This is a genomic window from Mesorhizobium sp. M0058 (assembly GCF_040323095.1).
Taxonomy (GTDB): Bacteria; Pseudomonadota; Alphaproteobacteria; order Rhizobiales; family Rhizobiaceae; genus Mesorhizobium.
Genome location: NZ_JAMYUQ010000012.1, coordinates 73,576 through 99,919, shown reverse-complemented (window position 1 = coordinate 99,919; position 26,344 = coordinate 73,576). Strand labels below are relative to the sequence as shown.

Below are 26,344 nucleotides of genomic sequence, written 5' to 3'. Positions count from 1 at the left end.
TTAGATTAACCAACGTCTCACTCCGCTGGAACACCCCTCATCCGTCTCGGCGCTTCGCGCCGATCCACCTTCTCCCACAAGGGGAGAAGGCAACGACGCGTCCGCCCCCAATCACGAAGCGGTGAACCATGTAACGAAGCCTCGGGCAGCGACGAAGTGTGGGATGAACCCGCCGCAACGGAGACCCCCGATGACTGGACTTAACCCAAAACGCGCCGGCATGCTGGTTGCCGTAGGCGCGGCGCTGATGATGCTTGGCGGCGCCGCCTTCGCCCAGCCGCTCACCGTGGTCGAATTGTTCACCAGCCAGGGCTGTTCGTCCTGTCCGCCGGCCAATGCCAACCTGATCAAGGTCAAGGACCAGCCGGGCGTTCTGGCGCTGTCGTTCAACGTCACCTACTGGGACTATCTCGGCTGGAAGGACATTTTCGGCCGCGAGGAATTCACCCAGCGCCAGGTGCGCTATGAGCCGTCGCTCGGCCGCTCCGGCCCGTTCACGCCGCAAGTGGTGGTCAATGGCGGTGCCGACGCGGTGGGCGCGGCACCAGGCGAGATCGAGCAGCTGATTTCCGCGAATGGCCGCACGAAGGGGCCGACGCTGTCGCTAGACGGCGGCAAGATCAGCATCGGCGTCGGTTCCGCGCCGGCCGGCCGCGCCGATGTCTGGCTGGTTCGCTACAACAAGGGCGTCGTCGAGGTGCCGGTGGCGCGCGGCGAGAACACCGGCCGCACGCTGCCGCATGCCAATGTCGTGCACTCGCTGGAGAAACTCGGCAGCTGGAGCGGCGACGCCACCACGCTGCCATTGCCGGCAGCCTCCGGCGGCTTGAGCACCGCCGTGCTGGTGCAGTCGCCGGGTGGTCGGCCGATCCTGGCTGCAGCCGCCGACTGATTCTTTTTCTACGCAACGCCGCTAGCGCGGCATAACCGGGCTCGCATCCGCGCGCCCTCTTCAAGGAGGAATACCATCATGAGCAAGACCCTGACCGCGCTCGCCCTTACGCTTTCGATGACCGGCTTCGCCGCCGGCGCCCGTGCCGACGAAGCGACCAACGCCATGAAGCCGGCGATGGCCACCGAGGCGATGAAGCCCGCGACCGATGCCATGGCGCCGGCGACCGATGCCATGAAGCCCGCCGACCCAATGGCGACGAATGCAATGAAACCCGCCACCGACGCCATGAAACCGGCCGATGCCATGAAGCCCGCAACGGATGCGATGAAGCCGGCGGACGCCATGGCGCCCGCGCAATAAGGCTTGATCCCATGGCCCGGCCGCACAATGGCCGGGCCGGCGCACGGCAATTTGAGAAACCTGGCGGGACGTTCTGTCGTATAGTCTTCGCCACCATCAAGGAGATCAGACATGACCGGCATTGCAAGGACGAGAACGCCGATCTTCAAGAGCGCGCTTGCCGCGCTCATCGTCGCCGCCGCGGCGGCCGCCTTCTGGCAGAGCCCGGCGCGCTCGGCCGAGGACGCGGTGGTGATCCCGCCGCCGGCAGTGGACGAGAAGGCCGCCAGCGGCAGCGAGAAGGCTATCTTCGCCGGCGGCTGCTTCTGGGGCGTGCAGGGCGTGTTCCAGCACGTCAAGGGCGTGACCAAGGCCGTCTCCGGCTACACCGGCGGCGCCAAGGATGACGCCGTTTACGAAACGGTGGGCAGCGGCCGCACCGGCCACGCCGAATCGGTCGAGATCACCTACGATCCGTCCAAGGTGACCTATGGCCAGCTGCTGCAGGTCTATTTCTCGGTCGCCCACAACCCGACGCAGTTGAACTTCCAAGGCCCGGACTCGGGCACCCAGTACCGCTCGACGATCTTTGCCGAGAATGGCGAGCAGCAGAAGATCGCGCAGAGCTACATCGCCCAGCTCGACCAGGCGAAAGTGTTTGCCAAGCCGATCGTCACCACGCTGGAGACGGGCAAAACCTTCTATCCGGCCGAGGAATATCACCAGGACTTTCTGACGCTGAACCCGACCTACCCCTACATCGTCTACAACGATCTGCCCAAGGTGGCGAATTTGAAGGCGCTGTTCCCGGGGTTGTATAGCGAGAAGCCGGTGCTCGTGCTGGCGGGGAAGAGCTGAGCACCTAATCTCCCCCCTCGAGGGGGAGATGTCGCCGGAGGCGACAGAGGGGGTCGGTCCGACCGGACGCGACCTCCTGCGGCAGAAGAAGGTTAGCGCTCCACGCGCGGCGACCCCCTCTGGCCTGCCGGCCATCTCCCCCTCAAGGGGGGAGATCAGCTCCCCTCAATCATACGTCAGATCCGTCGCCTTCCCCCCAAACACCCGATACGCATAGAACGAATAGAAGATGATCACCGGCAGCACGACCACCGTGCCGGCGAGGATGATGGCGAGGCTTTCCGTCGCCGACGCCGCCTGCCAGATGGTCAGCCTGTCGGGCACCACGAAGGGGTAGAACGACCAGGCAAGCCCGGCAAAGCCGAGCGCGAAGATGGTGGCGAGCGTCAGGAACGGCCGCAGCGCATGGCGGTCGTCGGGCTTGGGCAGGTGGAAGGTCTGCCGCCACAGCCACATAAACAGCAGCGCCGACAGGATCGGCAGCGGCGACAGATAGAGCATTTCGGGCCAGACGAACCATTTGGCGAAGATGCGCGGGCTGGCGAATGGGGTCGCCAGCGACACCGCCGCCATGCCGAGCGCGGTCAGCACAAGGGCCGTGCGCAGCCAGGCCACCGCCTTCCTCTGCAATTCGCCCTCGGTCTTGTAGATGACCCAGGCCGCGCCCATCGCTGCATAGGCCGCCGACAGGCAGAGCGCCACCAGCGCCCCGAAAGCGATGCCGCCAAAACCGACATCGAGGCCGAGCACATAGACGCCGAGCATATAGCCTTGCGCCAGCGAGGCGATGACGGAACCGAGGAAGAAAATGCGGTTCCAGCGATGCTTCTTGCCGGCAGGCACTTTGGCGCGGAAATCGAAGGCGACGCCGCGCAGGATGAGGCCGACCAAAAGCACGAAGACCGGAATGTAGAGCGCGGTGAGGATGACGCCATGCGCCAGCGGGAAGGCGACCAGGAGCAGGCCGACGGCCAGCACCAGCCAGGTCTCGTTGGCATCCCAGAACGGGCCTATTGCCGCGATCATGGTGTCCTGCTCGGCATCTTCGGCGACCGAGAACAGGATGCCGATGCCGAGATCGAAACCGTCGAGAATGACGTAGATCAGGATGGCGAGGCCCATCAGGCCGGCGAAGATCAGGGGCAGCGCGGTTGGCCAGTCGAAGCTCATCGGTCTGTCATCCCTCTCATCAACGGTTCTGCCCTTCGCTATGGCTCCGGGCGTTCGTCATTCGAAAAGCCAAATCGTTGGCTTTTCGTCCGCTACGCGGACCATTCCTCACTCCGCTGCGGCCGGTTGCGACATCGCCGTCTTCATCACGCCCGGCAGCGGCGAGGTATCGCCGTCCTTGGCGGCCTTCAGCGCCAGGTGCACCAGCACGCCGAGATAGGCGATCAACAGCAGCACATAGAGGATGAGATAGATGGCGAGCGTCAGCGCGACATGGCTGCCGGCGACCGGGCCGATAGCGTCGGCGGTTTTCAGCACGCCGGTGACCAGCCAGGGCTGGCGGCCGATTTCGGTGGTGTACCAGCCGGCGAGCGTCGCCAGCCAGCCGGAGAGCGCCATCGGCACCATCAGCATGGCCAGCGGCCTCGGCAGGCTGTGCCGGCGCTTGAGGAAGAAGGTCGCCGACCACGAGACGATGAGCATCAAAATGCCGGTGCCGACCATGATGCGGAAGCCCCAGAACACTGGGAACACCGGCGGGTGCAGGCCGGGGTAGTCGTTGAGCCCCGGAACGATACCGCTGGTGGCGTGGCGCAGCACCAGGCTGGCGCCGTCGGGAATGGCGATCTCGAATTTGTTTTCCTTCGCCGCCTCGTCGGGCAGCGCAAACAGCACCAGCGGCACGTTGGGGCCGGTGTTCCAGTTCGCCTCCATGGCGGCGATCTTCTGCGGCTGGTGCTCCAGCGTATTCAGCCCGTGCTGGTCGCCGGCAAAGATCTGGATCGGGATCAGGATGGCGGCGGTGAAGACGCCGGTGCGCAGCGCCTTCCACATCGATTCCGACCGGTCGCCGGTGAGGTAGCGCAGCGCCGACAGGCCGGCGATCAGGAACGACACCGTCAGGCCGGAGGCAAGCAGCATATGCGTCAGACGGTAGGGCATGGACGGGTTGAAGACGATCGCCCACCAGTCGACGGGATGCGCCTTGCCGTCGATCATCTCGAAGCCGGCCGGCGTCTGCATCCAGGAGTTCAGCGCAATGATCCAGAAGGCCGACAGCGTGGTGCCGCCGGCGACCAACACCGTCGCCAGCGTGTGGACGCGGTTGGAGACGCGGCGGAAGCCGAACAGCATGATGCCGAGGAAGGCCGCTTCGAGGAAGAAGGCGGTGAGGATCTCGTAGGCAAGCAGCGGCCCGGCGATGTTGCCTACATGCTCCATATAGCCCGGCCAGTTGGTGCCGAACTGGAAGCTCATGGTGACGCCGGAGACCACGCCCATGGCGAAGGACAGCGCGAACACTTTCACCCAGGTGAAATAGGCGCGCATCCAGGCGGAATCATTGGTGGCGTTGTAGCGGAGCTTGAAGAACAGCAGCACCCAGCCAAGCGCAATCGTGATGGTCGGAAACAGGATGTGGAACGAGATATTCGCCCCGAACTGCATTCGCGACAGGATGAGCGGGTCCATGCGGGCTCCGGCTGCTGTTTGTTGGCGCAGAATAGGCGGCGGATGCGGTCCGGTCAAAGCGGCTTGGCGTCACGCGGGGCGCGTTGTCGCAGCAGATGGGATCAATCCGTCAGTGCCCCGATACCCCCATGACGAAACGGCAAAAGGGGAACGTTTGTCCACAATTGTCAGCAGCGGCATTGACTTCGCGCCGTGCGCACCGACATTCAGCGCAATAATAATCCCCGCCTCTTTCAAACAGTCGTTTTCGGCCTCATGTCTTCCACTAATTTGCCTTCCATCATTTCGATTTCCGGGGTCACCAAGACCTACGCCACCGGCTTCAAGGCGCTGAAGGAAATCAACCTCGACATCGAACGCGGCGAGATTTTCGCGCTGCTGGGGCCGAACGGCGCCGGCAAGACGACGCTCATCTCGATCGTCTGCGGCATCGTCAACCGTTCGTCGGGAACGGTGACCGTCGACGGCCACGACATCAACCGAGACTACCGCGCCGCGCGCAGCCTGATCGGGCTGGTGCCGCAGGAGCTGACCATCGACGCGTTCGAGAGCGTCTGGGCAACCGTAACCTACAGCCGCGGCCTGTTTGGCAAGGCGCCCAATCCGGGCTTCGTCGAAAAGGTGCTGCGCGACCTGTCGTTGTGGGACAAGAAGGACGCCAAGGCGATCACGCTGTCGGGCGGCATGAAGCGGCGGCTGATGATTGCAAAGGCGCTGTCACATGAGCCGCGCATCCTGTTCCTCGACGAACCCACGGCCGGCGTCGACGTCGAACTGCGCCAGGACATGTGGGCGATGGTGCGACGGCTGCGCGACGACGGCGTCACCATCATCCTCACCACGCACTATATCGAAGAGGCCGAGGCGATGGCCGACCGTGTCGGCGTCATCAACCGCGGCGAGATCATCCTGGTGGAGGGCAAGGCCGAACTGATGCGCAAGCTCGGCCGCAAGCGCCTGATCGTCGAATTGCGCAACCCGCTCACCGCCATTCCCGATGCATTCTCGCACTACGCCTTGGAGCTGTCGGGCGATGGCACACAGCTGACCTACACCTATGACAACCAGAGCGAACGCCCCGGCGTCGCATCGCTGCTGCGCGAACTCGAGACGGCAGGCATCCAGTTCCGCGACATGGACACGCAAAACAGCTCGCTCGAGGAGATCTTCGTCAATCTGTTGAGGCAAGAGCCATGAATTGGCGAGCAGTATGGGCGATCTACCGGGTCGAGATGGCGCGTGCGTTCCGCACCGTGCTGCAGAGCATCGTCTCGCCGGTGATCTCGACATCGCTTTATTTCGTCGTCTTCGGCTCGGCCATCGGCTCGCGCATCACCGAGATTGACGGCATCAGCTACGGCGCCTTCATCGTGCCCGGCCTGATCATGCTGTCGCTGTTGACGCAGTCGATCTCCAACGCCTCCTTTGCCATCTATTTCCCGAAATTCGTCGGCTCCATCTACGAGCTCTTGTCGGCGCCGGTGTCGTATCTGGAGATCGTCATCGCCTATGTCGGCGGCGCCGCGACCAAGTCGATCATCCTCGGCTTGATCATCCTGGCGACGGCCTCGCTGTTCGTGCCGCTCACCATCCAGCATCCGTTCTGGATGCTGGCCTTCCTTGTCTTGACGGCGGTGACCTTCAGCCTGTTCGGCTTCATCATCGGCATCTGGGCGAAAAGCTTCGAGCAATTGCAGCTGGTGCCGCTGTTGATCATCACGCCGCTGACCTTCCTCGGCGGCAGCTTCTATTCGATCAACATGCTGCCCGAGACCTGGCGCACGGTGACGCTGTTCAACCCGGTCGTCTACCTGATCAGCGGTTTCCGCTGGAGCTTTTACGGCAAGTCCGATGTCTCGGTCGCCGTCAGCCTGGGCATGACGACGGTGTTCCTCGCCATCTGCATCGCCATCGTCGCCTGGATCTTCCGCACCGGCTACCGGCTGCGCAACTGACCCTGCCGCTCTAAAGCGCGTCGCGTTTGAACGGACTCAGGCGACGCGCATTAGGTCTTTGTTTTTATGCATGTCGTTTGCTCAAATCGGGACCACTTTTGAGCGACATGCAAATAGGCGATCGCCCGTGCGCCGGTCAAATCAACAGTTTTGCTGAGGGCAAATTGGCCACGTTGGCCGCCACGGTTCTTGCTAGATCGCCTTGATGAGGCGCAGCAACCCCAGCATCTCGATCAGCCTGCCTTGGCGGAAGGCGATGTAGGTCGGTTCCTCGATGCCGTGGAAGCGGCGCTTGAACGCCGCCTGGCCCTTGAGGTTGAACTTGCTGCGGTTGACCCAGGGCGACTCATAGGCCCGCGCGAAGGCGTTGCGCCAGAAGCTCGATTCGGCAAAGCCGTTGGCTCCGACCTCGAGCATCGGCGACAGGCCGAGCGTGACGACCGAAATGCCCTCATTGCGAAACCGGTCGACGGCGAATTTGGTCAGCCCGATTTCGGCATGCGGCGAGGCATCGATGTGCTTGCGCTTGAACGAGGTGGTGTAGCCGATCACCTTGCCATCCCGGAACATCGGATCGAAATCGAGCAGAGCGACGAGCTCGCCTTCCGGGCTGTAGAGCACGAAACGGCGCATATCGATGCCGAGATGATCGGCAAAGGGGCGGTTGAGGAACGCCATCTCCCACCGCTTGACGATGCGGTCGGCCCGCCAGTTCTGTGACAGGCGCTGGACCTCGTCGAGATAGACCGCTCCTTCGCCAAAGGAAAACCCCTTCTTCAACAGCCAGCGTTCGGAATACCGCACGGTTTCGTTGCGCTTGCCGGAAAAATCGTGAGCCGGCAGTTCCAGCCGCGTGTCGACGCCGAGACGGTTGACCTGGTAGCCGAGCCCGGCCAGAACGCGCGCCGTCGGTTCGCCGATCTGCACGAACCACGGGCTGTCGGCGGCTTCGACAAAGCGCCTGATATAGTCGGGCCGATCGGCCGGATGGGCCACCGGGTCACCGAGCGCGAAATGGTGCTTCATCTTGGTGCCGAAGGCGATGTAGCCGTCGGCGTCGCCGAAATAGGACAGTTTTTGCTGCACGGCGGTCGAATAGGCCAGCGAGAAGTCGCCGTGCTGGCGGACAAGCGCCAGCCGCTCGACATGCGAAAAATCCTGGCGCGGCACCTTGGCTGCGGCGCCCTCCAGCAGTCTGTCGAGAAAGATGCGCAAGGAGGGCATGGTCGAGCTTCCGCGTGCCGATGATAAACAGAGGCTTGCCCCCAAGGCCTCGAATCAGTCGCATTGACGCGACCTCATTATCGATCATATCGCCCCTGTGCCATATGGGACGTGCCATATAGGACGGGTCCCCATGGCGCACCTGAAAGGAAATCTCGACCGAATGGCGGCTACGACAAGCGAAACGATGCCTATCGTCCTGGGGCCGAAAGGACCCGACTATACGGTTATCGTCATCGGCGCCGGAGCGGCGGGGCTGGCGGCCGCCGACGCGCTTGGCCGGCGCGGCGTGCGGGTCGTCGTGCTTGAAAAGGAGCCGCGGATCGCCGAACCGTGGCGACGGCGGCACGAGAAGCTGACCCTAAACACGCATCGCGCGCTGTCGACCCTGCCCGGCCTTGCCTATCCGCCCCGCACCGCCGCCTTTCCGAACAAGGATGCCATCATCGGTTATCTCGAGGATTTTGCCCGCGCGCGCGGCATAAGGGTCGAATTCGGCACCGCCGTCGAGCGGATCGAACGCAGAGGCAATGGCTGGCTCGTCCATACGGGCCGGGAAACGCTGAGCGCCCGCAATGTCATCGTCGCCACCGGCCGCGACCGCTTGCCATGGACGCCGGACTGGCAAGGCAAGGCGACTTTCACCGGCAAACTTAGCCACGCCGCCGATTTCGGCACAGCACAGGACTATGTGGGCAAAAGCGTGCTGGTGGTCGGGGCCGGAAATTCCGGCTTCGACGTGCTCAACCACCTCGCCCGTGCCGACACCAAGGCCATCTGGTTGTCAGCCAGGCAGGGTCCGTCGCTGATGCCGAAACGGATCGGCAAGGTCGCCGTGGCGCGCTTCGGCGGTTTCATGGCGATGCTGCCGACGTGGATTGCCGATGCCGCGATTGCCGCGACGCAGCGGCTGGTGTTCGGCGACCTCGCCCGCTTCGGCCTGCCGCCGGCGCCGAAAGGCGGCGCCAGCCGGCTCGGCGTCGAGCAGATCGCCGCCGTTGACGACGGCGCGGTTGCCGCGCTGAAGGCCGGATGGATTTCGGTGGTGGCGCCGGTGGCGGCTTTCGAAGGCGCCGGCGTGCGGCTGAACGACGGCACGGTGCTCGAGCCGGATGTGGTGATCGCGGCAACCGGCTATCGCACCGGCCTGGAGGCCATGCTGGGCGATCTCGGCGTGCTCGACGCCAAGGGCGTGCCGAAGGCCAATGGCGGCACCCCGAGCGGCCAGCCCGGCCTGTGGTTCATCGGCATGCGGCCAAGCCTGACCAGCTATTTTCACAGCGCCGGCCTGCAGGCCGAAGCGATTGCCCGTCAGATCGCCAAGGGGTTGTAGACGAGCGCTTCTGGACGGAGAACCACCGCGCACTTCGGGCTGCTGCTATGGCGCGGACTAGTGGTTCAACGCATCTGCAAGACGGATCGAATATCCTGGCGATTGAATGAAACGCCGATCCCGTCGTCATCCACGGGCGAAGCAAGGAGCGTAGCGACGGCGCAGACCCGAGGATCCATGCCGTGACTTCTGAACTACGCTGCGTTGCAGGTTCTGCTCCGCTGCTTCCACGGCCAAGGCATGATCCCTGGGTCTCCGCGACGGAGCTTCGCTCCTGCTTCGCCCAAGGATGACGAAGTTGAGATGCTTGCGGCCAACCTCCAAAGCAGGCGCTTGAACTCGTTCATTGCATCGTTATATAACATGTTATGGTTATCCAGGAGACGGACCACCCATGGAAGACATCATTCGATCCCTTGGCTACCTCACCCTCGGCAGCAGGCTGAAGCGCATCGGCGAGCAGTTGCAGGCCGATACGCAGCGCATGCTCGATGGGCTGGAGGTGCCGGTGCAGTCCAGCCAGTATCCTCTGCTGGCCGCGCTCGACCGGCTTGGGCCGCTGCCTGTCGGCGAACTGGCGCAGTCACTGGGGATCACCCAGCCGGGGGTGACGCGCAGCGTGGCGCTGCTGGCCGAGTTGGGGCTGGTCGAGGCCGCGCCATCGAACGACGACCAGCGCCGCAGGATGATCTCGCTGACCGCGAACGGCCAGCGCCTGGTCGATAAGGCGAAGCGGGACGTTTGGCCGCGCATCGAGAACGCCGTTGCCGACTTGTGCAAAGGCCTTGCAGGGCCGCTTCTCGAACAACTCTCGGCAATGGAGGACGGCCTGGCGGCGGCCCCGCTCGACCGCCGTGTGAAACAGGATGTCGCGCCATGAGCCATGTCCTCGATCGTCCGGTCTGGAGCGCGCTCGACACGCGGCATCGGATCTTTGCGTATGGCGACAGGCTCGCCAGGCGCTATCCCTCCTCGATCGTCCCCTTCGCGGCTTCCGGGGCAGACGACGGTGAGAGTCTGCAGGCGCTCGCAAGCCTCATTCCTGCAGGTGAGAGCGTGTTCATGCTCCAGGCGGACCCCGTTGCCTTGCCGCCGGAACTGACCGCGACCGTGACCGCCTTCGGCGTTCAGATGGTTGCCGAGGCGCCATTGCCTTCCGTGTCGGACGAGCGTGTGCAGCAGCTGACGCAGGACGACGCGGCCGAGATGCTTGCTTTGGCGTCACTGACCAAGCCCGGCCCGTTCACGCTCAAGGCGCTGAGCCTCGGCGAGTTCTGGGGCGTGAAAATCGACGACCGGCTGGCGGCGATGGCCGGCGAGCGCATGAAGCAGCCCGGCTACAGCGAACTCAGCGGCGTCTGCTCGCATCCCGAATTTCGCGGCAGCGGCCTCGGCCGGCTGCTGTCGGTGTTCGTGGCCAACCGAATTTTTGCGCGCGGCGAAGTTCCCTACCTGCATGCCTATGCCAGCAATGCCAACGCGGTTGGATTGTACGAATCCATCGGCTTCAGGCTGCGGGCAGAGATGAATGTGGCCGTCGTGCAGCGCGCCGGCTAGAGCGTTTCACCGTTTCACGGAAACGGCGAACCGCTCCTAGGCCTTTATTTTTACGCAATTCCGGACGGAAAACCGCTTCACACTTTTCCTGGAATCGCTCCAGGGCCGCCTTGCGGGCCTCAGGCTGATTTCGGCTCCAACCGGCGGAAACCCACGGTTTCCATAAGCATATCTTCCTCGACCATGCCGGCATTGTGCAGCGCAAGCAGGTTCAGCGCGATCTCCCGCGCCTCCGCCGAATCGGGATGCACGTCGCGCCTGCGGCAGGCTTCGTCGAACACGCGTTGCAGCCTGGCGATGTCGTCGGGTTTCAGCAGGCCACGGTCATAGACGGACTTTGGCATGGCACTCTCCTCCAGAAGAGGTAGGGCGCCATGTTTAAAAGTCCATTCTTTTCCAATGCTTGAGCGCAGCTGCCTGGGTTTGCACGAATCCGACCGAGCGTGGCAGTCAGACCGCGATCGCGCTGCCATTCATTCAGCACCTCGGCCGTGGCCTGTTCCGCCGCAGTCTGCTTGACGTGCCGCCACGCTTGCGAAACAAGAGCTGCCACAAAGGACAGCGAGGCACAAAAGTGAGTTTCTGGGGACTGGCGCAGCTCGTCATTTCGACGGTGATCTTCCTGCTGGCGGCCATCGCGGCCAAGCAATGGGGGCTGGCGCCAAGCCTTGGCAAGATCGTGCTGACACTGGCGCTCTATACGGCGGGCAATCTGATGATGCTGCGGCTGGTTCGTGAGTTCGGCATGTCGGTGTCGTTCAGTCTGTCGGCGGTGATCCAGCTGGTGGCGGTCAATGTGGTGGCGCTGGTGTTCTTCGGCGAACGCGTCAACGCCTTGCAGGCGACCGGCATCGTGCTGGCCATCGCGGCGGTGGTGCTGATCTCGCTCGGGCCTTACCTGCAGGGGCGATTGTAGTCCGATGAAGACCCCGCGTGCGTTCACCAACTGGCTTGAATTTCCGGTGCTGCTGGCCGGGCTGGTGATAGCCGCCGGGCTGTGGGGCTTCGAGGAACTGATGGAGGTGGCGCGGGCCACCACGCCGCACGCTTTCGATACTGAGATCCTGCTCGCTTTCCGAAAAGTGGGTCAGCCGGATGTTCCCGTCGGCCCGGCATGGCTGGAAGGCGCGATGCGCGACATCACCAGCCTCGGCAGCTCCAGCGTGCTGGTGCTGATCGTAACGGCGGTGATCGTCTACCTCCTGCTGATCCGCAGGCCGAGGACGGCGCTGCTGATCTTTGTCGCGGTGGCCGGCGGGCAGCTGCTGTCAACCTTGCTCAAGGCCGGCATCGACCGGCCGCGCCCCGATCTTGTCTCGCACCTGGCCAACGAGACGTCGCTGTCGTTTCCCAGCGGCCACGCCATGCTGTCGGCGGTGACCTATCTCACGCTGGGCTCACTGGCAGCGCGCTTCCTGCCGGGACGAACGACGAAAATCTATGTCCTCAGCCTGGCGGTGCTGGTAACGCTGCTGGTCGGCGTCAGCCGCGTCTATCTCGGCGTCCACTGGCCTTCCGACGTGCTGGCGGGATGGTGCGCCGGCTTCACCTGGGCGACGCTGTGCTGGCTGGCGGCGCGAATGCTGCAGCGGAACAAGGCGGTGGCCGATGGCAACGAGCCCGAAGACTGACGATCCGGAGCGACATTCAAATCAGCCGGTTGATCAGCCCGTGTCCGCAGCCTGCCAGCAGAAAAACCGCCGACAGCAAGGCTGCCGACGTCGTCAAGGTCCTGAAAATCTTCAACTGATATTTCCCCGCCAATAAGAGCCAAGGCGGTTAACGTAGCATGCTCATCCCGTATCCCGCCATCCGGCTTTGTGAGGAGATCATGTTTCATGTATGCTTTATGATGGTTGAAACATCACTATGATTGTATTACACGTCGTCTCCGCAGACTCAGACGGGGGTTCCGACCGATGATCACTGCCGCCCAGATGCGCGCCGCGAGGGCGCTGGCCGGCATCGATCAGAAGACACTCGCCGAGCGTGCCGGCGTTTCGCTTCCGACAATCCAGCGCATGGAAGCGAGTGACGGCGTGGTCAGGGGTGTGGTCGATACGCTGATGAAGGTTATCCAGGCTCTCGACGAGGCCGGGGTGGAGCTCATCGGCGAGAACCAGACCAGCGAGCGCGGCGGCCGGGGCGTGCGCCTCAAGCCGGTCGCGCCGCCGAACCCGCAAGGCTGAGCCGGCATATAGTCGCGACGGCGACCGCCGACAGTCCTGCCGACGATCCCGCCGCCTTCACGCAAGCGGAAGGCAGTCCATGGATCAGATCCGGCGGGCAGTGCATCAACCGGCCCAGAAGTCGGCAAAGCCGACATTTTCAGAGCTGTTCACGCCCAAGCTGGTGACGGTCTGGCGCGAAGGTTACCGCCTGCCGCAGTTCAAGGCCGACTTCATGGCCGGGCTGACCGTCGCTATTGTCGCGTTGCCGCTGTCGATGGCGATTGCGATTGCTTCGGGCGTGACGCCGGAGCGCGGCCTGTTCACCGCCATTGTCGGCGGCTTCATCGTCTCGGCGCTCGGCGGCAGCCGCTTCCAGATCGGCGGCCCGGCCGGCGCCTTCATCGTGCTGGTGGCGGCGACGGTGCAGCGCGAAGGCGTCGACGGACTGCTGCTGGCGACGATGATGGCCGGCATCTTCCTGCTCGCCATCGGCTATCTCCGGCTCGGAACCTATATCAAATTCATCCCTTACCCGGTGACGGTCGGCTTCACCGCCGGCATCTCGATCATCATCTTCTCCGGCCAGATCGTGGAACTGTTCGGGCTGAGGCTTGCCGGGCCGGAGCCCGGGCCGCTGCTGCCGAAGCTGATGGCGATCGGCCACGCGGCCGGCACGCTCAATATCTCGGCAACGCTGGTGGCGGCGCTGACCATCGCCACCATCGTCGGGGTGAAGCGCTGGCGGCCCGGCTGGCCGGGCATGCTGATCGCCGTCGGACTGGCCTCCCTTGTCGTGGCGCTGCTTTCGCTGCCGGCGGAAACGATCGGCACGCGCTATGGCGGCATTCCGCGCAGCCTGCCGTTGCCGGCACTGCCGGGACTCAACCTCGACAAGGCGATTGCGGTGCTGCCGGATGCGGTGGCTTTTGCGCTGCTCGGTGCCATCGAATCGCTGCTCTCGGCCGTGGTCGCCGATGGCATGACCGGGCGGCGTCACCGTTCCAATTGCGAACTGGTGGCGCAAGGCTTTGCCAACATCGCGTCTGCCCTGTTCGGCGGCATCTGCACCACCGGCACCATCGCCCGCACCGCCACCAATGTGCGGGCCGGCGCGCATGGGCCGGTTTCCGGCATGCTGCATTCGCTTTTTCTGCTGGTCTTCATGCTGGTGGCCGCACCGCTGGCCAGCTACATCCCGCTTGCCGCCCTTGCGGGTGTGCTGGCGGTTGTCTGCTGGAACATGTTCGAGAAGCAGGCCTTCGCCACGTTGCTGCGCGCTTCGCGCGGCGACGCCCTGGTGCTGATGGCAACCTTCCTGATCGTCGTCTTCCGCGACCTCACCGAAGGCATCGTCGTCGGTTTCGCGCTAGGCTCGATCCTGTTCATCGATCGTATGGCCAAGTCGATCGCCGTGGAGGCGGATTTGCCGCTGGTGCAGGACGATGTCGCCGACAGCAGCGGCCGCGCCTACGATGCAAGCGAGGCAAGCGACGCCGACACCGTCGTCTATCGCATCTCCGGCGCCTTCTTCTTCGGCGCCGCCTCGACTGTCGGCACGGTGCTCGACCGCATCGCCGACCAGCGCAAGAACTTCATCCTCGATTGTTCGGCGGTGCCGTTCTTCGATTCCACCGCGGCCAATGTCATCGAGGGCGCGGCGCACAAGGCGAAACGCGCCGGCGTGCGTTTCATCATCGCCGGCGCCTCGCCGCAGACACGGCGCATGCTGATCAACCACGGCGTCAAGCGGCCGCTGGTGACCTTTGCCGCCTCGATCAAGGATTCGCGGGCGCAACTCAAAGCCGCGCCCGCTGGCTGAGCCGGCAAGTGTGCGCCGTCAGTCCAGGCTCAGCACCGCGATCTCGCCCTCGTTCATCAGCGGCACGAAGATCCGCGTGCCATCTGTGCCGATATCGGCGCTGCCCGGCTTGAACTGCTCTACAGCCTCCGGCGCCTCGCCGACTTTGTACCGATAGAGCGTGCCGGTCATGAAGGCAGTGGCGTAGATGCTGTCGCCGATGGCGACGACGCCATCGAGGTCGGCAAAGTTTTGTGCGCCAGGCAGCGGCGTCACGGCTTTCGTCGCGAGATCGACCGACAGCAGGCCGCCGGGCGCGGCAGTGCTGAAGTCCGGCTTGATGCCCTTGCCCCAGGACGCCACGATCAGCCGACCTCCATCGGCAAAGATGCCGTTGGGTGCGGCGAGCTTCGCATCCTTCACGAAAAGTTCCGGCCTGTCGCCATCAATGCGGTAGATCGCATCGGCAAGCATGTCGGTGACATAAACCTTGCCCGATGAGTCCGATGTCACGTCATTGAGGAAAACGGCGCCGGGCACATCGATGGTCGAGATGAGCTTGCCGCTGGCGAGATCGACGATGCGCACCTTGGTGATGTCGGCGACGTAGAGCTTGCCGCCGGAGATTGCCGAGCCCTTCGGTGCATCCATGCCGGCGGTCCAGTGCCGGCTAACGACCTTGCCGTCCAGCGATAGCACCGAGAGATAGCCGTTGCCGTCGGCTTCACCGGGATTGCCGACGATGTTGGAGACGATGATGCGGTGGTTGGCGGCATCGAACAGCGCCGATTCCGGTTGCTCGAAGCCCGAGGCGCGCCAGAGTTCGGCGGCCTCGGCCGCAGGTGCGAGCGCGATAGCGAAGGCGGCGACGCAAATCGAGGTGATGAGGGTTTTCATGGCCAGGTCTCCTGTGATGGATGGCGGAGAGCTAGGAGTTTCGATACTTTTCCGGAAGGACGATTCGAGCTAGTATCGGAAACCGATACGAAATGGCGCAAAAGAGGTGCATTCCATGAACGGCCTGATCTTCGAGGCGCTGAAGCGGACGCTGAAGGCCAAGGGCGTCACCTATCGTGAGCTTGCCGGGCGGATGGGCGTTTCCGAGCCGACGGTCAAGCGCATCTTCCACGAGCGCAACTGCAAGCTCGACCGTCTCGTCGGGATCTGCGCTGCCGCCGGCGTCGAGCTGGAAAACGTGCTGGGGTCGATGAATCGGGGGCCGGGACCGGTCAACCGCATCGCGCCAGAGGTCGAGCGCAAGCTTGCCGGACGGCCGGCGCTGCTGTTCATCTTCGTCATGCTATCGGAGAAATTCACGCCCGAGGGCGTCATGCGCTCGCAGGGCTTGAGCGAAGCGTCGATGTTCCTCTATCTGCGCGATCTCGAAGCGCTCGGCCTCATTGCGCTGGGCAGCGGGTTGTCGGCACGGCTGCTGGTCGACACACCGATCCAGTGGAATTTCGAAGGGCCGCTCAGGCCGCTGTTCGAGATGACAAACAAGAATTTCATCGGCTGGGCGATCACCCATCTGGAGCGGGAAGCGACCTTCGTCTCATTCTCCAGGCGGATGCGGCCGGAGACGGCGGAGATGGTGAAGCGCGAGGCGGAGGAACTGGCCGAGCGCGCCAAACTGCTCGCCCATCACGACCAGAACACGACGCCGGAAGACGGGCTGACCGGCTACAAATGGACGTTTGCTTTTGGCGCAACCCCGTTTCCGGCGATCATGCCGATCGGCCCGCACCCCAGGGATGCCGGTGCGTCCGACCGGCCCACCGCTCCGGCAAAGGGACGCCGCCCGTTGCCGGCTTGACGCGCCAGCCGCGTTTCAAAAACGAAACCATGATAGAGTTCGCGCGCTGATTTGCCAGACTGTACGGGGCGGGTTTGCCGAATGCGTGACCGTCCCCGCAAAATCGAAGTGATCCTATGCCGACCGCGCCAACACTTGAACTTCGCCGCTATTCGCGCCTGAAAAATTTGCGGGAGCGCGCAGAACGCCAGGGTGCTGCATTGCAGTTCTGGGCGCGCACGGCATCGCTCGCCGTGATCTCCTGCTTCTTTTCCTTGATCAGCCGTTGGGATGCCTCGCTGCTCTTCGTGCTGGCGGGCCTCGCGCTGTTCCAACTCGTCGGCCTGATCCAGTTTCGCTTTGCGCGCCGTCGCAACGCGCCATGGTGGATCGGTTACCTCGTCGGTACGCTGGACATCATTCTGTTGACCGTTCTGCTGGTAACGCCCAACCCGTTTTCCCTCGAGGTCGCGCCGGCCGCGATGCAACTGCGCGAGGGCAGCTTCAAATTCCTGCTGATTTTCGTATGCCTTGGCGCGCTGACCCTTTCGACACGATTGGCGCTCTATCTCGGCGCGCTCGCGGCCTTGACGTGGACGATCGGGGTGGGATGGGTGGTTTTTCATGTGGGAACCGTCATTCCGGCAACGAACCTCTATTCGCTGCCGATGACAGAGCGACTGAATCTCTATCTCAACCCCAATTTCGTCGATACGTTCGCGCAGGCGACCAATGTGTTGGTTGTCCTGATTATCGGCGCGATCATGGCGCTGGTCGTCTCCCGTTCCCGGCATCTGTCGGAAGACTATGTCAAGGCGGAGCGCGCCCGCGCCAATCTCGCCCGGCATTTTTCGCCCAATGTCGTCGACCAGCTCGCCACGGATGACGAGCCCTTCGGCCCGGTCCGCCGGCAGGATATCGCGGTGCTGTTCGCCGACATCGTCGGCTTCACACACTATTCCGAGGATCATCCGGCCGAAGCAGTGTTCGAACTACTGCGTCAGTTCCACCGTCGCATGGAGCAGGTCGTTTTCGACCACCATGGCACCGTCGACAACTATATCGGCGATTGCATCATGGCGACCTTCGGGGTTCCGCAAGCCAGCCATGACGACGCAACCCGGGCCATCCGGTGCGCTGAAGCGATGATCGCCGCTATCGAAGACTGGAATGTCCAGCGTGTGTCCAGGGGATATCCGCCGCTGGACGTTCGGATCGGTGCACAATATGGCGCCGTCGTCCTCGGCGCGGTCGGCAGCGAGCGCAACCTGTCCTTCGCGGTGGTGGGCGACACCGTCAACGTCGCCAGCCGTTTGCAGGCGCTCTGCCGTGAGCTTCAGGCGAATATTTGCTTTGGGTCACGACTGATCGAGGCCGCGAAGGCGGAATCGCTCGGGACACAGCTGAATGCGCGCGACCATGGGCCGGTGAGCATCCGCGGCCGGGACGAACCGGTCCATGTCTGGGTCGAACACAGGGCCGAAAACCAGGGCGCCATTGCGGTTTCGGCGTGATGCAGGCCGCCATGTGAGACGCCTGAACCTCATGACTCAGGCCGAAGCCATCACGTGTCTGAGGCGATTGCGCCAGCCTTCGCGGCTGCGGCGTCGGTGCCTGCCTTGTCCTCCCAGGTCACCGCCCGGTAGTCGAACCCAAATTCCAGCGTCGGTTTCACGATGCGGAAGAAGGGTGACAGGTCGAAGTCGCGCGGCGTGTAGAGCGAGTGGTGGCGGATGTGCAGGATTTCGCGGCGCGAATAGTTCGACTGCGCCGAGGCGCGGCCGGGCGCGCGGGTGATCTCGGGCAGGATCGGGTAGCGGATCTCGCCATAGGCTTCGGCGATCAGCGTCGAGCAGATGGCGCGGGTCGGATCGCCGGAACCGAAAGCCAGCATGCGGCGGCGCCAGCGCACCGGCACCGGTGGCGTCGGCAGGAAAAAGCGCAGCATGTCGAAAATGTTCTTGAGATCGTATTTCAGGCCGAGCTTGCCGATCATGAAGGCGACGACATGGTCGCGGTCTTCCGGGGTCAGCCCGCTCGCCCGGCAGATACGGGTATTGTAGGTGCGGTAGCGCGACAGCGGCACGGCGACACAGCCTTCGCCGAGCGTGACTTCGATCAGCCGACGCCGTTCCGATCCGTCCTCCGGCTCGGACAAGGCATCGCCGATATAGAAAGCCGCATGCGACCAGGTCGACTGTGTCAGGTATTTGATTGCCGCCGAGATCTTCTGGTTGCCTTCGATGAGCAGGATGTCGCCGGGCTCGAGCGTGCGCCGCAACGTCTCGGCGTCGGACGGCGTGTAGGGCTCATAGCCGGAGGATTCGTCCTGCAGCCGGCCGGCAAGCCAGCGGCCAAGGCGGTCGAGAAGCGTGTCGCGCGGCGCGGTCATGGCAAAGTGTGACTAGCACGAGGTGACGTCCTCGGCCATGATCAACCGACCGGGACCTCTTCCGACGATGCCGGGCCGGCGAGGTCGTCGCGCGCATTGCGCGCGAGTTTCTTCGTCGAGCGCTTGGGGCTGTCGCCGAACAACTCGGCCGCTCCGGCAAGGCAGCTCTTCTTCAGGCTTTTTTCCGAGCGCTTCAAAAGCTTGCCAAGAAGCCTTGTGTCCTGCGCATCGCCGAGCGGCTCACCGTCGGCCTCGAGCAACACGCGCATGACGAAGACGTCGTGCAGTTCGCCGAGTTTTTCGCCAAGTTCATCAACTGCCTTGCGCCGCACCTTGATCGGCGTCGGCCACAGCCGGCCGAGCAGCGACAAATGCATCGAGTGGGTCTTGGCAGCCTTGCGCAGATCGTGGAAATCCTCTCCTTCGCCGCGCGATCCCGCCCGGTCCAGGGCCTTCCTGGCACGGCGCAAGGTCTTGCGAGCGCCTTCCGCAAGCACATCGGCTGCATGCTCAGGCAGATCGGGGAGCAGCAGCCGCTCTATCCTGATCAGGCCTTCCTCGCAGGCGGCGGTGGCCGCGCCTATGGCGGCGTCGAGGCCGGCGCCGGCATGCATTTCATGCTGGCGGGCAATCAGCCGGTCGCGCACGCTGTCGAGGCCGCCGCCGGCAACCTGCTCGGGAAAGGCGGCTGCCAGCCGGTCGACGGTCTCGACCAGCGCGGTCGCCTCGCGCGGCCCGGCAAGCAGCGCCGCCACCTGACGGTAGCATTGGTTCTCAGTCGGACAGAATGTTTCATTTCCGGAACGGACCAGCCGCAGCAAGGCGCGCGCGCTCTTCAGCCGCTTGCGGCATTTGTGCAATGCCTGCTCCGGCTGGTCGCGCGCGACGGCCAGATGGGCAAGCGCCTTGCCGATCTCCTCGCCAAGGATACGCCTGACCTCGCCGGTCAGCGGCAGGCGCGGATCGATGCGAAAGCTCATGCGGCGATCTCCGGAATCCCCCTAGAGCATGATGCCGAAAAGTGTGAAGCGGTTTTCGGACGACATCATGGTCCATCTCTTTTGATTTAGAGCCGGATTCCGATTTTAGGTCGACCCGACCTAAAATCATCCGGCTCTAGGGCGAGCGACGCGTTGTAAAATCTCTGCTCGCCGGTCACTTCGCGGCCGAGCCAATCAGGCAGCATTTCGTCAGGTACATCCTCCGGCGTCTCCAGTTCGGCCACCACAAGGCCGGCTAGGATCCCGCCGAAAACATCGACTTCGTAGAGATAGCCGCGATGCCTAACATGGTGGCGTGTCTTCTCGATGACATGTCCGATGGCGAAGGCCAGCATCTCCTCGGCATCAGTCAGAGGAATTTCATATTCGTATTCGTCGCGCTCGCGGATCTTGCTGCCGAATTTAAGCGTCAGCTTCGCCGAACTGCCGTCGCTGATGCGCACGCGCACGGTGCGGCCAGGTGCTGCGGCAAGATAGAACTGGCGAATGCGTATATTCGCCTCGGCCATTTCTAGCCATTCGGCGCTGGAGACCAGGAACTTGCGCTCGACTTCCTTGCCCATGGCCGCGCACTAAAGCGTCTGCGGCCCGACATGGCAAGCCGCCGCGGATAATCAATTTGACTTTAATCAATCGATTGATTAAAGTGCCCAGCATGATCAAAACCGTAGCCGATAAAACGCCCCGCCAGGAGACATCCCCCGCAGAGCAGACGCGCGCCGCACTCGTGCTTTCGGCGCTCAAGCTGTTCGGACGGCAAGGGTTCGACGGCACGTCGACGCGTGAGATCGCCGCCGAGGCCAAGGCCAACATCGGCTCGATCGCCTATCATTTCGGCGGCAAGGAAGGGTTGCGCGCGGCCGCCGCCGACCACATCGTCGAAACCATCCAGTCGGTTGCCGGCCAGGCGCTCGGCGGCACGCAATTGCCGGGTCAAGCCGGCCCGGAGGCGGCGAGGGCACAATTGTTCGCCGCGCTGGAAGCGATGGTGGCGTTTATCGTAGCCAGACCGGAAGCTGGCGAGATCGTACAATTCGTACTTAGAGAGTTGTCGCATCCGACGGCCGCCCTCGACCGCATCTATGACGGGGTGTTCGAACCGACGCATCGCCGCCTCTGCCAGATCTGGGAACAGGCGACGGGCGAGCCGGCCGAAAGCGAGGCCACCAAGCTCGTAGTCTTCACGCTGATCGGCCAGGTCATCTATTTCCGCATCGGCCGCGAAGCAGTGATGCGTCGTATGGGCTGGCGCGAGATCGGTAACACCGAAGCCGCCAAGGTGGTGGCGGCGGTCACAAGCAATCTTGGCGCCATACTGGCGGCCCGCAATCCGGTCGCCCGCAAGGAGGGCAAGCGATGAGTTTTCTCTGTTCCCTGCCGCTCGCAGCCCAGCTGTTCGGCGCCTGCGCGCCGGCAGCGCCGCTTGCCGTCGGCTATGTCGAGGGCGACTATGTCTTGCTGGCGCCGATCGAAGTGGCGCAGGTCGAGACCGTCGCGGTCAAGCGCGGCGACCGTGTTGTATCAGGCACGCCGGTGGTGACTCTCGAAAGCGCCGACGCAAAAATCGCCGTCGCCCAGGCAGATGCCGCGCTCGCCCAGGCGCAGGCGCAGCTGGCCGACCTGCAGATCGGCAAGCGGCCGGAGGAGATCGCGGTGCTGAAGGCCGAGGTCGACATGGCCAAGGCCCAGGCCACGGATGCCAAGCGCAAATACGACCGCGCCGCCGACCTGTTCAAGCGCGGTGCCGGCACGCAGGCCGACTACGACACCGCCGCCGCGACGCTGGAGACCGCCAATGCGCAGGTCGGCCAGGCGCAGGCCAACCTCGCCGTCGGCGGTCTGCCTGCGCGTCCCGAAACGATCAAGGCGGCAGACAATCAGGTCAAACAGGCGCAGTCGGCGTTGGAACAGGCTGAGTGGCGGCTATCGAAGCGCGTGCTGGCGGCACCCTCGCCCGGCCGCATCAATGACGTCATCCGCAATCCCGGCGACACCGCCGGTCCGACCGCGCCTGTCATTTCGATGTTGCCGGACGGTGCGGTAAAGCTCAGCGTCTATGTCCCGGAAAGTGCGTTCTCGTCGATCAAGGTCGGCACGCTGCTTGTCGTCCATTGCGACGGCTGCGGGCCGGAGGTGAAGGCGCGCGTCAGCTATGTCTCGCCCGACCCGGAATTCACCCCGCCGGTGATCTACTCGCTCGAGAACCGGCAGAAGCTGGTCTACCTCGTCGAGGCGCGGCCTGAGGGCAAGGCGCAAGCGCTGCAGCCGGGACAGATCGTCGATGTCGAGCTGGCGGCCTCCGCAAAATGAACGCCATCGACGTTCATGGCCTGGTCAAGCGTTTCGGCGACAAGACTGTCGTCGACCATGTGACGATGAAGGTGGCAGAGGGCGAGATCGTCGGCTTTCTCGGGCCCAACGGGTCCGGCAAGACGACGACCATCCGCATCATGTGCGGCCTGCTGACGCCCGACGAGGGCGAAGGTACGGTGCTGGGTTTCAACATCCGCACCGAGTCGCTCCGCATCAAGCGCGAAGTCGGCTACATGACGCAGAAATTCTCGTTCTACGAGGATTTGACGATCGGCGAGAATCTCGAATTCGTGGCGCGGCTCTACCGGCTGAAGCCGGTCGAGGAGCATGTGTCGAAAACGCTGGAAGAGCTTGGCCTGACGAGCCGCCGCAACCAGCTCGCCGGCACGCTGTCGGGCGGCTGGAAGCAGCGGCTGGCACTGGCCGCCTGCATCATGCACAAGCCGAAGCTGCTGCTGCTCGACGAGCCGACCGCCGGCGTCGATCCGAAGGCGCGGCGCGAATTCTGGGACGAGATCCACCGGCTGGCGAGCGGCGGTCTGACCGTGCTGGTGTCCACCCACTACATGGACGAAGCCGAGCGCTGCCACCGAATCAGCTACATCTCCTACGGCAAGATGCTGGCCACCGGCACGGTGGACGAGGTGGTGACGAATGCCGGTCTGACCACCTTCGTGCTGCAGGGACCGCGCCTCGACCAGGTCGCCGATGCACTCAGGGACCGGCCCGGCGTCGACCAGGTGGCGCCGTTCGGCGCGACGCTGCATGTCGTCGGCTCCGACAAGGCAAAGCTCGAAAAGGCGCTCGCCGATGTCGAGAAGGAGCACAAGGGTGTCAGCGTAAAACCCGGCGAGACCAGCCTCGAGGACGTCTTCATCCAGTTCATGTCCGGCTCGAAGGACAATATGGCATGAACAGCGTCTTCTCCTTCGCCAGGCTCGGTGCGCTGCTGATCAAGGAATTCATCCAGATGCGGCGCGACCGCATCACCTTCGCCATGATGCTGGGCGTGCCGCTTTTGCAGCTGGTGCTGTTCGGCTACGCCATCAACAACGATCCCAAAAGCCTGCCTGCCGCACTGGTGGCGACCAGCAACGACCCCTACACCCGCGCCATCGTCGCGGCTCTGCAGACGACCGGCTACTACCGCTTCGACCATGTCGCGCAAAGTGCCGAGCATGCTGAATTCCTGATGGCGCGCGGCGATGTCGCCTTCGTCGTCACCATCCCGGCCGATTTCGGCCGTCGGGTGGAGCGCGGCGACAATCCGCAGATCCTGATCGAGGCCGACGCAACCGACCCGGCCGCCGCCAGCGGCGCCATCTCGACGCTAAGCAAAGTGGCCAGCCAGGCGCTGCTTCGGGCGCAAGGCATGCAGGAGGCGGCGAGTGAGGCCGCCAGGGGCCAGCTCGATGTGGTGGTGCACCAGCGCTACAATCCGGAAGGCATCTCGCAATACAACATCGTGCCCGGCCTGCTCGGCGTCATCCTGCAGATGACCCTGGTGATGATGACCTCGATCGCGCTGACCCGCGAGACCGAGCGCGGCACTATGGAAAACCTGCTCGCCATGCCGTCCAGCCCGTTCGAGATCATGCTGGGCAAGGTGCTGCCCTATCTGGTGGTCGGCGGCGTCCAGGTGGTGGTGGTGCTGGCGGCGTCGAAGCTTCTGTTCGCCATTCCTTTCACCGGCTCGATGTCGCTGCTGCTTACAGCCGTATTGGTGTTCGTGCTGGCGCTGGTGCTGCTTGGCTACACCATCTCGACCATCGCCCGCACGCAGATGCAGGCGCTGCAGCTGACCTTCTTCTTCTTCTTGCCGTCGATCCTGCTGTCCGGCTTCATGTTCCCCTATCGCGGCATGCCGGGCTGGGCGCAGACCTTCGGCGAGATTTTTCCGCTGACGCATTTTCTGCGCATCACCCGCGCGGTGATGCTGAAGGGCGCCGAACTGCCGGCGGTTGCGGGCGAGATCGCCTGGCTGGTCGGGTTCGTGGCCCTGTTTGCCGGCGTCGCATTGGTGCGGTTCAGGCGCACGCTCGACTGAGCGTTCAGGAATTGAGCGATGGCGGACCGCTGACGAACGGACTGCCCCTGACATAGAACCGCAGCGGGCGGTCCGCATCCTTCGTGATGCCGATGCGGATGCCTTGGCCGATGTCGCCGGGCTCGTGCTCGTCGGCTGCCAGCCATAGCGGGCCTTGGCGGCACAGATCGAGGCCGTCCAGCGAACGGTCGATCCGCAATGCCTGGGCGAGCCGCCCCGGCCCGCGCGCCAGGTCGCGCAGGCGCTCCACGCCCCGGTTCAGCCGCATGATGGCGATGCCTTCGAGCGGCTCCAGCGCCCGGATCAGCACGCCGGTGCCGGTGCCCGGCCCCTCGCTCGAGACATTGAGCATCCAGGAGACCCCATAGGCGAGGTAGACGTAGGCGTGTCCGGGCCCGAGGAACAGCGAACGGTTGCGCGGCGTCATGCCGCGATAGCCGTGCCCGGCGGCGTCGCCGGTGACATAGGCCTCGGTCTCGACGATACGGCCGCTGACGATGCCTTCCGGCAGCTCCCGCACCACGAGCTTGCCGATGAGATAGCGGGCGAGATCGGCCGTATCATCAGGCAGTTCGGCACGATCGAGCGGATGGTGGCCGGTCATGCTACCGCCGCCGTGTTTCAAGGTATCCGTTCGACCCATTGCGCGCGCGACTGCCCCGGCTCGAACGGATCGCCGAAATACTGGGTCTCGCGAACCACCTAGCCATCGACGAACTCCATGATGCTCACCGTATAGGACGGAATCCCGTCATAGGTCAGTACATATTCGGTGATCCAGAGGTCGCCTGACCCGGTGATCCGCCGCACGGCAAAGCGCTTCCGGTTGGGCTGCGTGGCGCGCGACGACTGGATGTTGTGCCGTCCGCTGATGCGCTCGCCTGATTGCGGATAATCGAGCACCGCGTCCTCGCGATAGATCTGATGCTCCGTCTCCAGATCATTGGCATCGGAGGCAGCCCAATGGCGATCGAGAGCCGCCCTTATCTCAGCGTCTGCCATATCGGTTCTCAGGCCGCGGCCATGATCTCGGCATAGGTGGTGAAATCGACATTGCCGCCTGACAGCACGACGGCGACGCATTTGCCCGACAGTTCGATCTCGCCTGACGAGAGCGCCGCCAGCGCCACGCAGCCGCCGGGTTCGACCACCAGCTTGAGATGGGCCATGGCGTCGCGCACCGCCTGTGCGGCCGCCTTGTCGGAGACGGCGATGGCGCCGGCGAGGTTCTTGCGGTTGATCTCGAAGGTGATGGCACCGGGCTCTGCGGTGAGGATGGCATCGCAGATCGAACTGTGGCCGGGCTCGTTAGAAACCCTTTTTCCCTCGATCAGCGAGCGGCGGGTGTCGTCGAAATGCTCGGGCTCAACGGCCCAGACTGCTGTGGCCGGCGAGGCATCCTTGACGGCGATCGAAATGCCGCTCGTCAGGCCGCCGCCTCCACAGGGAATGACGACCGCATCGAGGCTGACGCCGAGCGCTTTTGCCTGGCGCATCAGTTCGAGACCGATCGTGCCCTGGCCGGCGATGATGGCCGGATCGTCGAAAGGAGGCACCAGCACCATGCCCTTGTCCATGTAGGGTCGCACCACCGTCATGCGGTCGTCGCGAAAGCGGTCGAACGGCACCACTTCGGCGCCCATCTTGCGGACATTGGCGATCTTCATCGCCGGCGCGTCGGCCGGCATGGCAATGACCGCCTTGACGCCGAACATGGCAGCCGCCGCGGCGACGCCCTGAGCATGGTTGCCTGAGGAGAAGGCGACGACGCCGCGGCTGCGCTCTTCTTCGCTCAGCGAAGACAGTTTGTTGTAGGCGCCGCGGAATTTGAACGAGCCGGTGCGCTGCAGCGTCTCCGGCTTGAACAGGATGCGGCCGCCGAAGCGTTTGTTGAGTTCCAGCGATTCGATCAAGGTCGTTTCGGCGATCAGGCCGGAGAGCCGCGCGGCGGCGGCATGGATGTCGGCGATCCCGGGAAGCGTGGTCATGGCGAAGTCCTGAAAGGGATGAGATCGGCGCATGGTGCACG

Annotated in this window: 28 protein-coding genes and 1 pseudogene; 18 read left to right on the top strand and 11 right to left on the bottom strand. The window is 64.0% G+C overall.

Annotation, left to right across the window (positions count from 1 at the left end):
• The first annotated feature begins 190 nt into the window (after positions 1-190).
• From NKJ75_RS21485 to msrA, 3 genes are all read left to right on the top strand, one after another.
• Positions 191-892, top strand: a complete 702-nt coding sequence (locus NKJ75_RS21485; RefSeq protein WP_502896468.1) for a DUF1223 domain-containing protein — start codon at positions 191-193, stop codon at positions 890-892.
• A gap of 78 nt (positions 893-970) precedes the next feature.
• Positions 971-1,255 carry a hypothetical protein gene (locus tag NKJ75_RS21480; RefSeq protein WP_023816156.1) on the top strand — a complete coding sequence of 95 codons (285 nt, stop codon included), beginning with the start codon at positions 971-973 and terminating at the stop codon, positions 1,253-1,255.
• A gap of 111 nt (positions 1,256-1,366) precedes the next feature.
• Positions 1,367-2,092 (top strand): peptide-methionine (S)-S-oxide reductase MsrA, encoded by a 726-nt coding sequence (msrA, locus tag NKJ75_RS21475; protein WP_352500157.1) that lies wholly within the window; start codon positions 1,367-1,369, stop codon positions 2,090-2,092.
• 165 nt (positions 2,093-2,257) lie between these two features.
• Here msrA and NKJ75_RS21470 read toward each other — a convergent pair whose 3' ends face one another.
• Both NKJ75_RS21470 and NKJ75_RS21465 read right to left on the bottom strand, forming a co-directional pair.
• Entirely contained in the window at positions 2,258-3,262 is a 1,005-nt protein-coding gene (locus NKJ75_RS21470; protein WP_023673264.1) for a cytochrome d ubiquinol oxidase subunit II, read from the bottom strand.
• 108 nt (positions 3,263-3,370) lie between these two features.
• Positions 3,371-4,732, bottom strand: coding sequence for a cytochrome ubiquinol oxidase subunit I (locus NKJ75_RS21465; protein WP_352500156.1), 1,362 nt, complete (start codon positions 4,730-4,732; stop codon positions 3,371-3,373).
• A gap of 270 nt (positions 4,733-5,002) precedes the next feature.
• Here NKJ75_RS21465 and NKJ75_RS21460 point away from each other — a divergent pair, with 270 nt between their 5' ends.
• Positions 5,003-5,929 (top strand): ABC transporter ATP-binding protein, encoded by a 927-nt coding sequence (locus tag NKJ75_RS21460; RefSeq protein ID WP_023692970.1) that lies wholly within the window; start codon positions 5,003-5,005, stop codon positions 5,927-5,929.
• Positions 5,926-6,687, top strand: coding sequence for an ABC transporter permease (locus tag NKJ75_RS21455; protein WP_023703863.1), 762 nt, complete (start codon positions 5,926-5,928; stop codon positions 6,685-6,687). The genes NKJ75_RS21460 and NKJ75_RS21455 overlap by 4 nt, the downstream gene beginning before the upstream one ends.
• Before the next feature lie 192 nt (positions 6,688-6,879).
• Here NKJ75_RS21455 and NKJ75_RS21450 read toward each other — a convergent pair whose 3' ends face one another.
• A complete protein-coding gene (locus NKJ75_RS21450) occupies positions 6,880-7,911 on the bottom strand; it encodes a phosphatidylglycerol lysyltransferase domain-containing protein (protein ID WP_023703862.1) in 1,032 nt (343 codons plus the stop codon).
• A gap of 187 nt (positions 7,912-8,098) precedes the next feature.
• Between NKJ75_RS21450 and NKJ75_RS21445 the strand changes: the two genes are divergently transcribed.
• From NKJ75_RS21445 to NKJ75_RS21435, 3 genes are all read left to right on the top strand, one after another.
• Positions 8,099-9,244: a flavin-containing monooxygenase gene (locus tag NKJ75_RS21445; RefSeq protein ID WP_352500155.1), complete on the top strand. Its 1,146-nt coding sequence runs from the start codon at positions 8,099-8,101 to the stop codon at positions 9,242-9,244.
• 394 nt (positions 9,245-9,638) lie between these two features.
• The gene (locus NKJ75_RS21440) at positions 9,639-10,124 is read left to right on the top strand and encodes a MarR family winged helix-turn-helix transcriptional regulator (RefSeq protein ID WP_023687520.1); all 486 of its coding nucleotides are present in this window, start codon (positions 9,639-9,641) and stop codon (positions 10,122-10,124) included.
• Positions 10,121-10,801 (top strand): GNAT family N-acetyltransferase, encoded by a 681-nt coding sequence (locus NKJ75_RS21435; RefSeq protein ID WP_352500154.1) that lies wholly within the window; start codon positions 10,121-10,123, stop codon positions 10,799-10,801. Before NKJ75_RS21440 ends, NKJ75_RS21435 begins: the two co-directional genes overlap by 4 nt.
• A gap of 119 nt (positions 10,802-10,920) precedes the next feature.
• On the opposite strand, the gene NKJ75_RS21430 is transcribed toward NKJ75_RS21435, so the two are convergent.
• The gene (locus tag NKJ75_RS21430) at positions 10,921-11,145 is read right to left on the bottom strand and encodes a hypothetical protein (protein ID WP_023673272.1); all 225 of its coding nucleotides are present in this window, start codon (positions 11,143-11,145) and stop codon (positions 10,921-10,923) included.
• Positions 11,146-11,375: 230 nt separating this feature from the next.
• Between NKJ75_RS21430 and NKJ75_RS21425 the strand changes: the two genes are divergently transcribed.
• The 4 genes from NKJ75_RS21425 (at position 11,376) to NKJ75_RS21410 (ending at position 14,791) form a co-directional block, all read left to right on the top strand.
• The gene (locus NKJ75_RS21425) at positions 11,376-11,717 is read left to right on the top strand and encodes a hypothetical protein (protein ID WP_023681268.1); all 342 of its coding nucleotides are present in this window, start codon (positions 11,376-11,378) and stop codon (positions 11,715-11,717) included.
• Between the two features lie 4 nt (positions 11,718-11,721).
• On the top strand, positions 11,722-12,432 hold the full coding sequence (locus NKJ75_RS21420) for a phosphatase PAP2 family protein (protein WP_023687516.1): 711 nt from the start codon (positions 11,722-11,724) through the stop codon (positions 12,430-12,432).
• Between the two features lie 288 nt (positions 12,433-12,720).
• Positions 12,721-12,990, top strand: a complete 270-nt coding sequence (locus tag NKJ75_RS21415) for a helix-turn-helix domain-containing protein (RefSeq protein ID WP_023673276.1) — start codon at positions 12,721-12,723, stop codon at positions 12,988-12,990.
• Between the two features lie 79 nt (positions 12,991-13,069).
• Positions 13,070-14,791, top strand: coding sequence for a SulP family inorganic anion transporter (locus NKJ75_RS21410; RefSeq protein WP_352500153.1), 1,722 nt, complete (start codon positions 13,070-13,072; stop codon positions 14,789-14,791).
• Between the two features lie 18 nt (positions 14,792-14,809).
• Here the strand turns inward: NKJ75_RS21410 and NKJ75_RS21405 are convergent, their stop codons facing one another.
• Positions 14,810-15,667 (bottom strand): SMP-30/gluconolactonase/LRE family protein, encoded by an 858-nt coding sequence (locus NKJ75_RS21405; RefSeq protein ID WP_352500152.1) that lies wholly within the window; start codon positions 15,665-15,667, stop codon positions 14,810-14,812.
• A 115-nt stretch (positions 15,668-15,782) separates the two neighbouring features.
• Between NKJ75_RS21405 and NKJ75_RS21400 the strand changes: the two genes are divergently transcribed.
• Positions 15,783-16,583: a helix-turn-helix domain-containing protein gene (locus NKJ75_RS21400; protein WP_352500151.1), complete on the top strand. Its 801-nt coding sequence runs from the start codon at positions 15,783-15,785 to the stop codon at positions 16,581-16,583.
• Between the two features lie 116 nt (positions 16,584-16,699).
• Positions 16,700-18,076, top strand: a complete 1,377-nt coding sequence (locus NKJ75_RS21395) for an adenylate/guanylate cyclase domain-containing protein (protein ID WP_352500150.1) — start codon at positions 16,700-16,702, stop codon at positions 18,074-18,076.
• 50 nt (positions 18,077-18,126) lie between these two features.
• Here NKJ75_RS21395 and NKJ75_RS21390 read toward each other — a convergent pair whose 3' ends face one another.
• The 3 genes from NKJ75_RS21390 to NKJ75_RS21380 form a co-directional block, all read right to left on the bottom strand.
• Positions 18,127-18,954, bottom strand: coding sequence for a C40 family peptidase (locus NKJ75_RS21390; RefSeq protein WP_023710375.1), 828 nt, complete (start codon positions 18,952-18,954; stop codon positions 18,127-18,129).
• A 41-nt stretch (positions 18,955-18,995) separates the two neighbouring features.
• Complete coding sequence (locus NKJ75_RS21385) at positions 18,996-19,934, bottom strand: CHAD domain-containing protein (RefSeq protein ID WP_023825829.1); 939 nt, start codon at positions 19,932-19,934, stop codon at positions 18,996-18,998.
• Between the two features lie 86 nt (positions 19,935-20,020).
• Entirely contained in the window at positions 20,021-20,518 is a 498-nt protein-coding gene (locus NKJ75_RS21380) for a CYTH domain-containing protein (protein WP_023681278.1), read from the bottom strand.
• Positions 20,519-20,610: 92 nt separating this feature from the next.
• On the opposite strand from NKJ75_RS21380, the gene NKJ75_RS21375 reads away from it, so the two are divergent.
• From NKJ75_RS21375 to NKJ75_RS21360, 4 genes are read left to right on the top strand one after another with little or no spacing between them, the layout of a single operon-like run.
• Entirely contained in the window at positions 20,611-21,315 is a 705-nt protein-coding gene (locus NKJ75_RS21375; protein ID WP_023805823.1) for a CerR family C-terminal domain-containing protein, read from the top strand.
• Positions 21,312-22,265: an HlyD family secretion protein gene (locus NKJ75_RS21370; protein WP_023805822.1), complete on the top strand. Its 954-nt coding sequence runs from the start codon at positions 21,312-21,314 to the stop codon at positions 22,263-22,265. Before NKJ75_RS21375 ends, NKJ75_RS21370 begins: the two co-directional genes overlap by 4 nt.
• Positions 22,262-23,182 carry an ABC transporter ATP-binding protein gene (locus NKJ75_RS21365; protein ID WP_023805821.1) on the top strand — a complete coding sequence of 307 codons (921 nt, stop codon included), beginning with the start codon at positions 22,262-22,264 and terminating at the stop codon, positions 23,180-23,182. Before NKJ75_RS21370 ends, NKJ75_RS21365 begins: the two co-directional genes overlap by 4 nt.
• Positions 23,179-24,315 (top strand): ABC transporter permease, encoded by a 1,137-nt coding sequence (locus tag NKJ75_RS21360; protein WP_023805820.1) that lies wholly within the window; start codon positions 23,179-23,181, stop codon positions 24,313-24,315. Before NKJ75_RS21365 ends, NKJ75_RS21360 begins: the two co-directional genes overlap by 4 nt.
• A 4-nt stretch (positions 24,316-24,319) precedes the next feature.
• On the opposite strand, the gene NKJ75_RS21355 is transcribed toward NKJ75_RS21360, so the two are convergent.
• From NKJ75_RS21355 to NKJ75_RS21345, 3 genes and pseudogenes are all read right to left on the bottom strand, one after another.
• A complete protein-coding gene (locus NKJ75_RS21355) occupies positions 24,320-24,919 on the bottom strand; it encodes a DNA-3-methyladenine glycosylase (protein WP_023681283.1) in 600 nt (199 codons plus the stop codon).
• A 17-nt stretch (positions 24,920-24,936) separates the two neighbouring features.
• Positions 24,937-25,317: pseudogene (locus tag NKJ75_RS21350) on the bottom strand (nuclear transport factor 2 family protein).
• A gap of 8 nt (positions 25,318-25,325) precedes the next feature.
• A complete protein-coding gene (locus NKJ75_RS21345; RefSeq protein ID WP_023673293.1) occupies positions 25,326-26,303 on the bottom strand; it encodes a threonine ammonia-lyase in 978 nt (325 codons plus the stop codon).
• Positions 26,304-26,344: the final 41 nt, after the last annotated feature.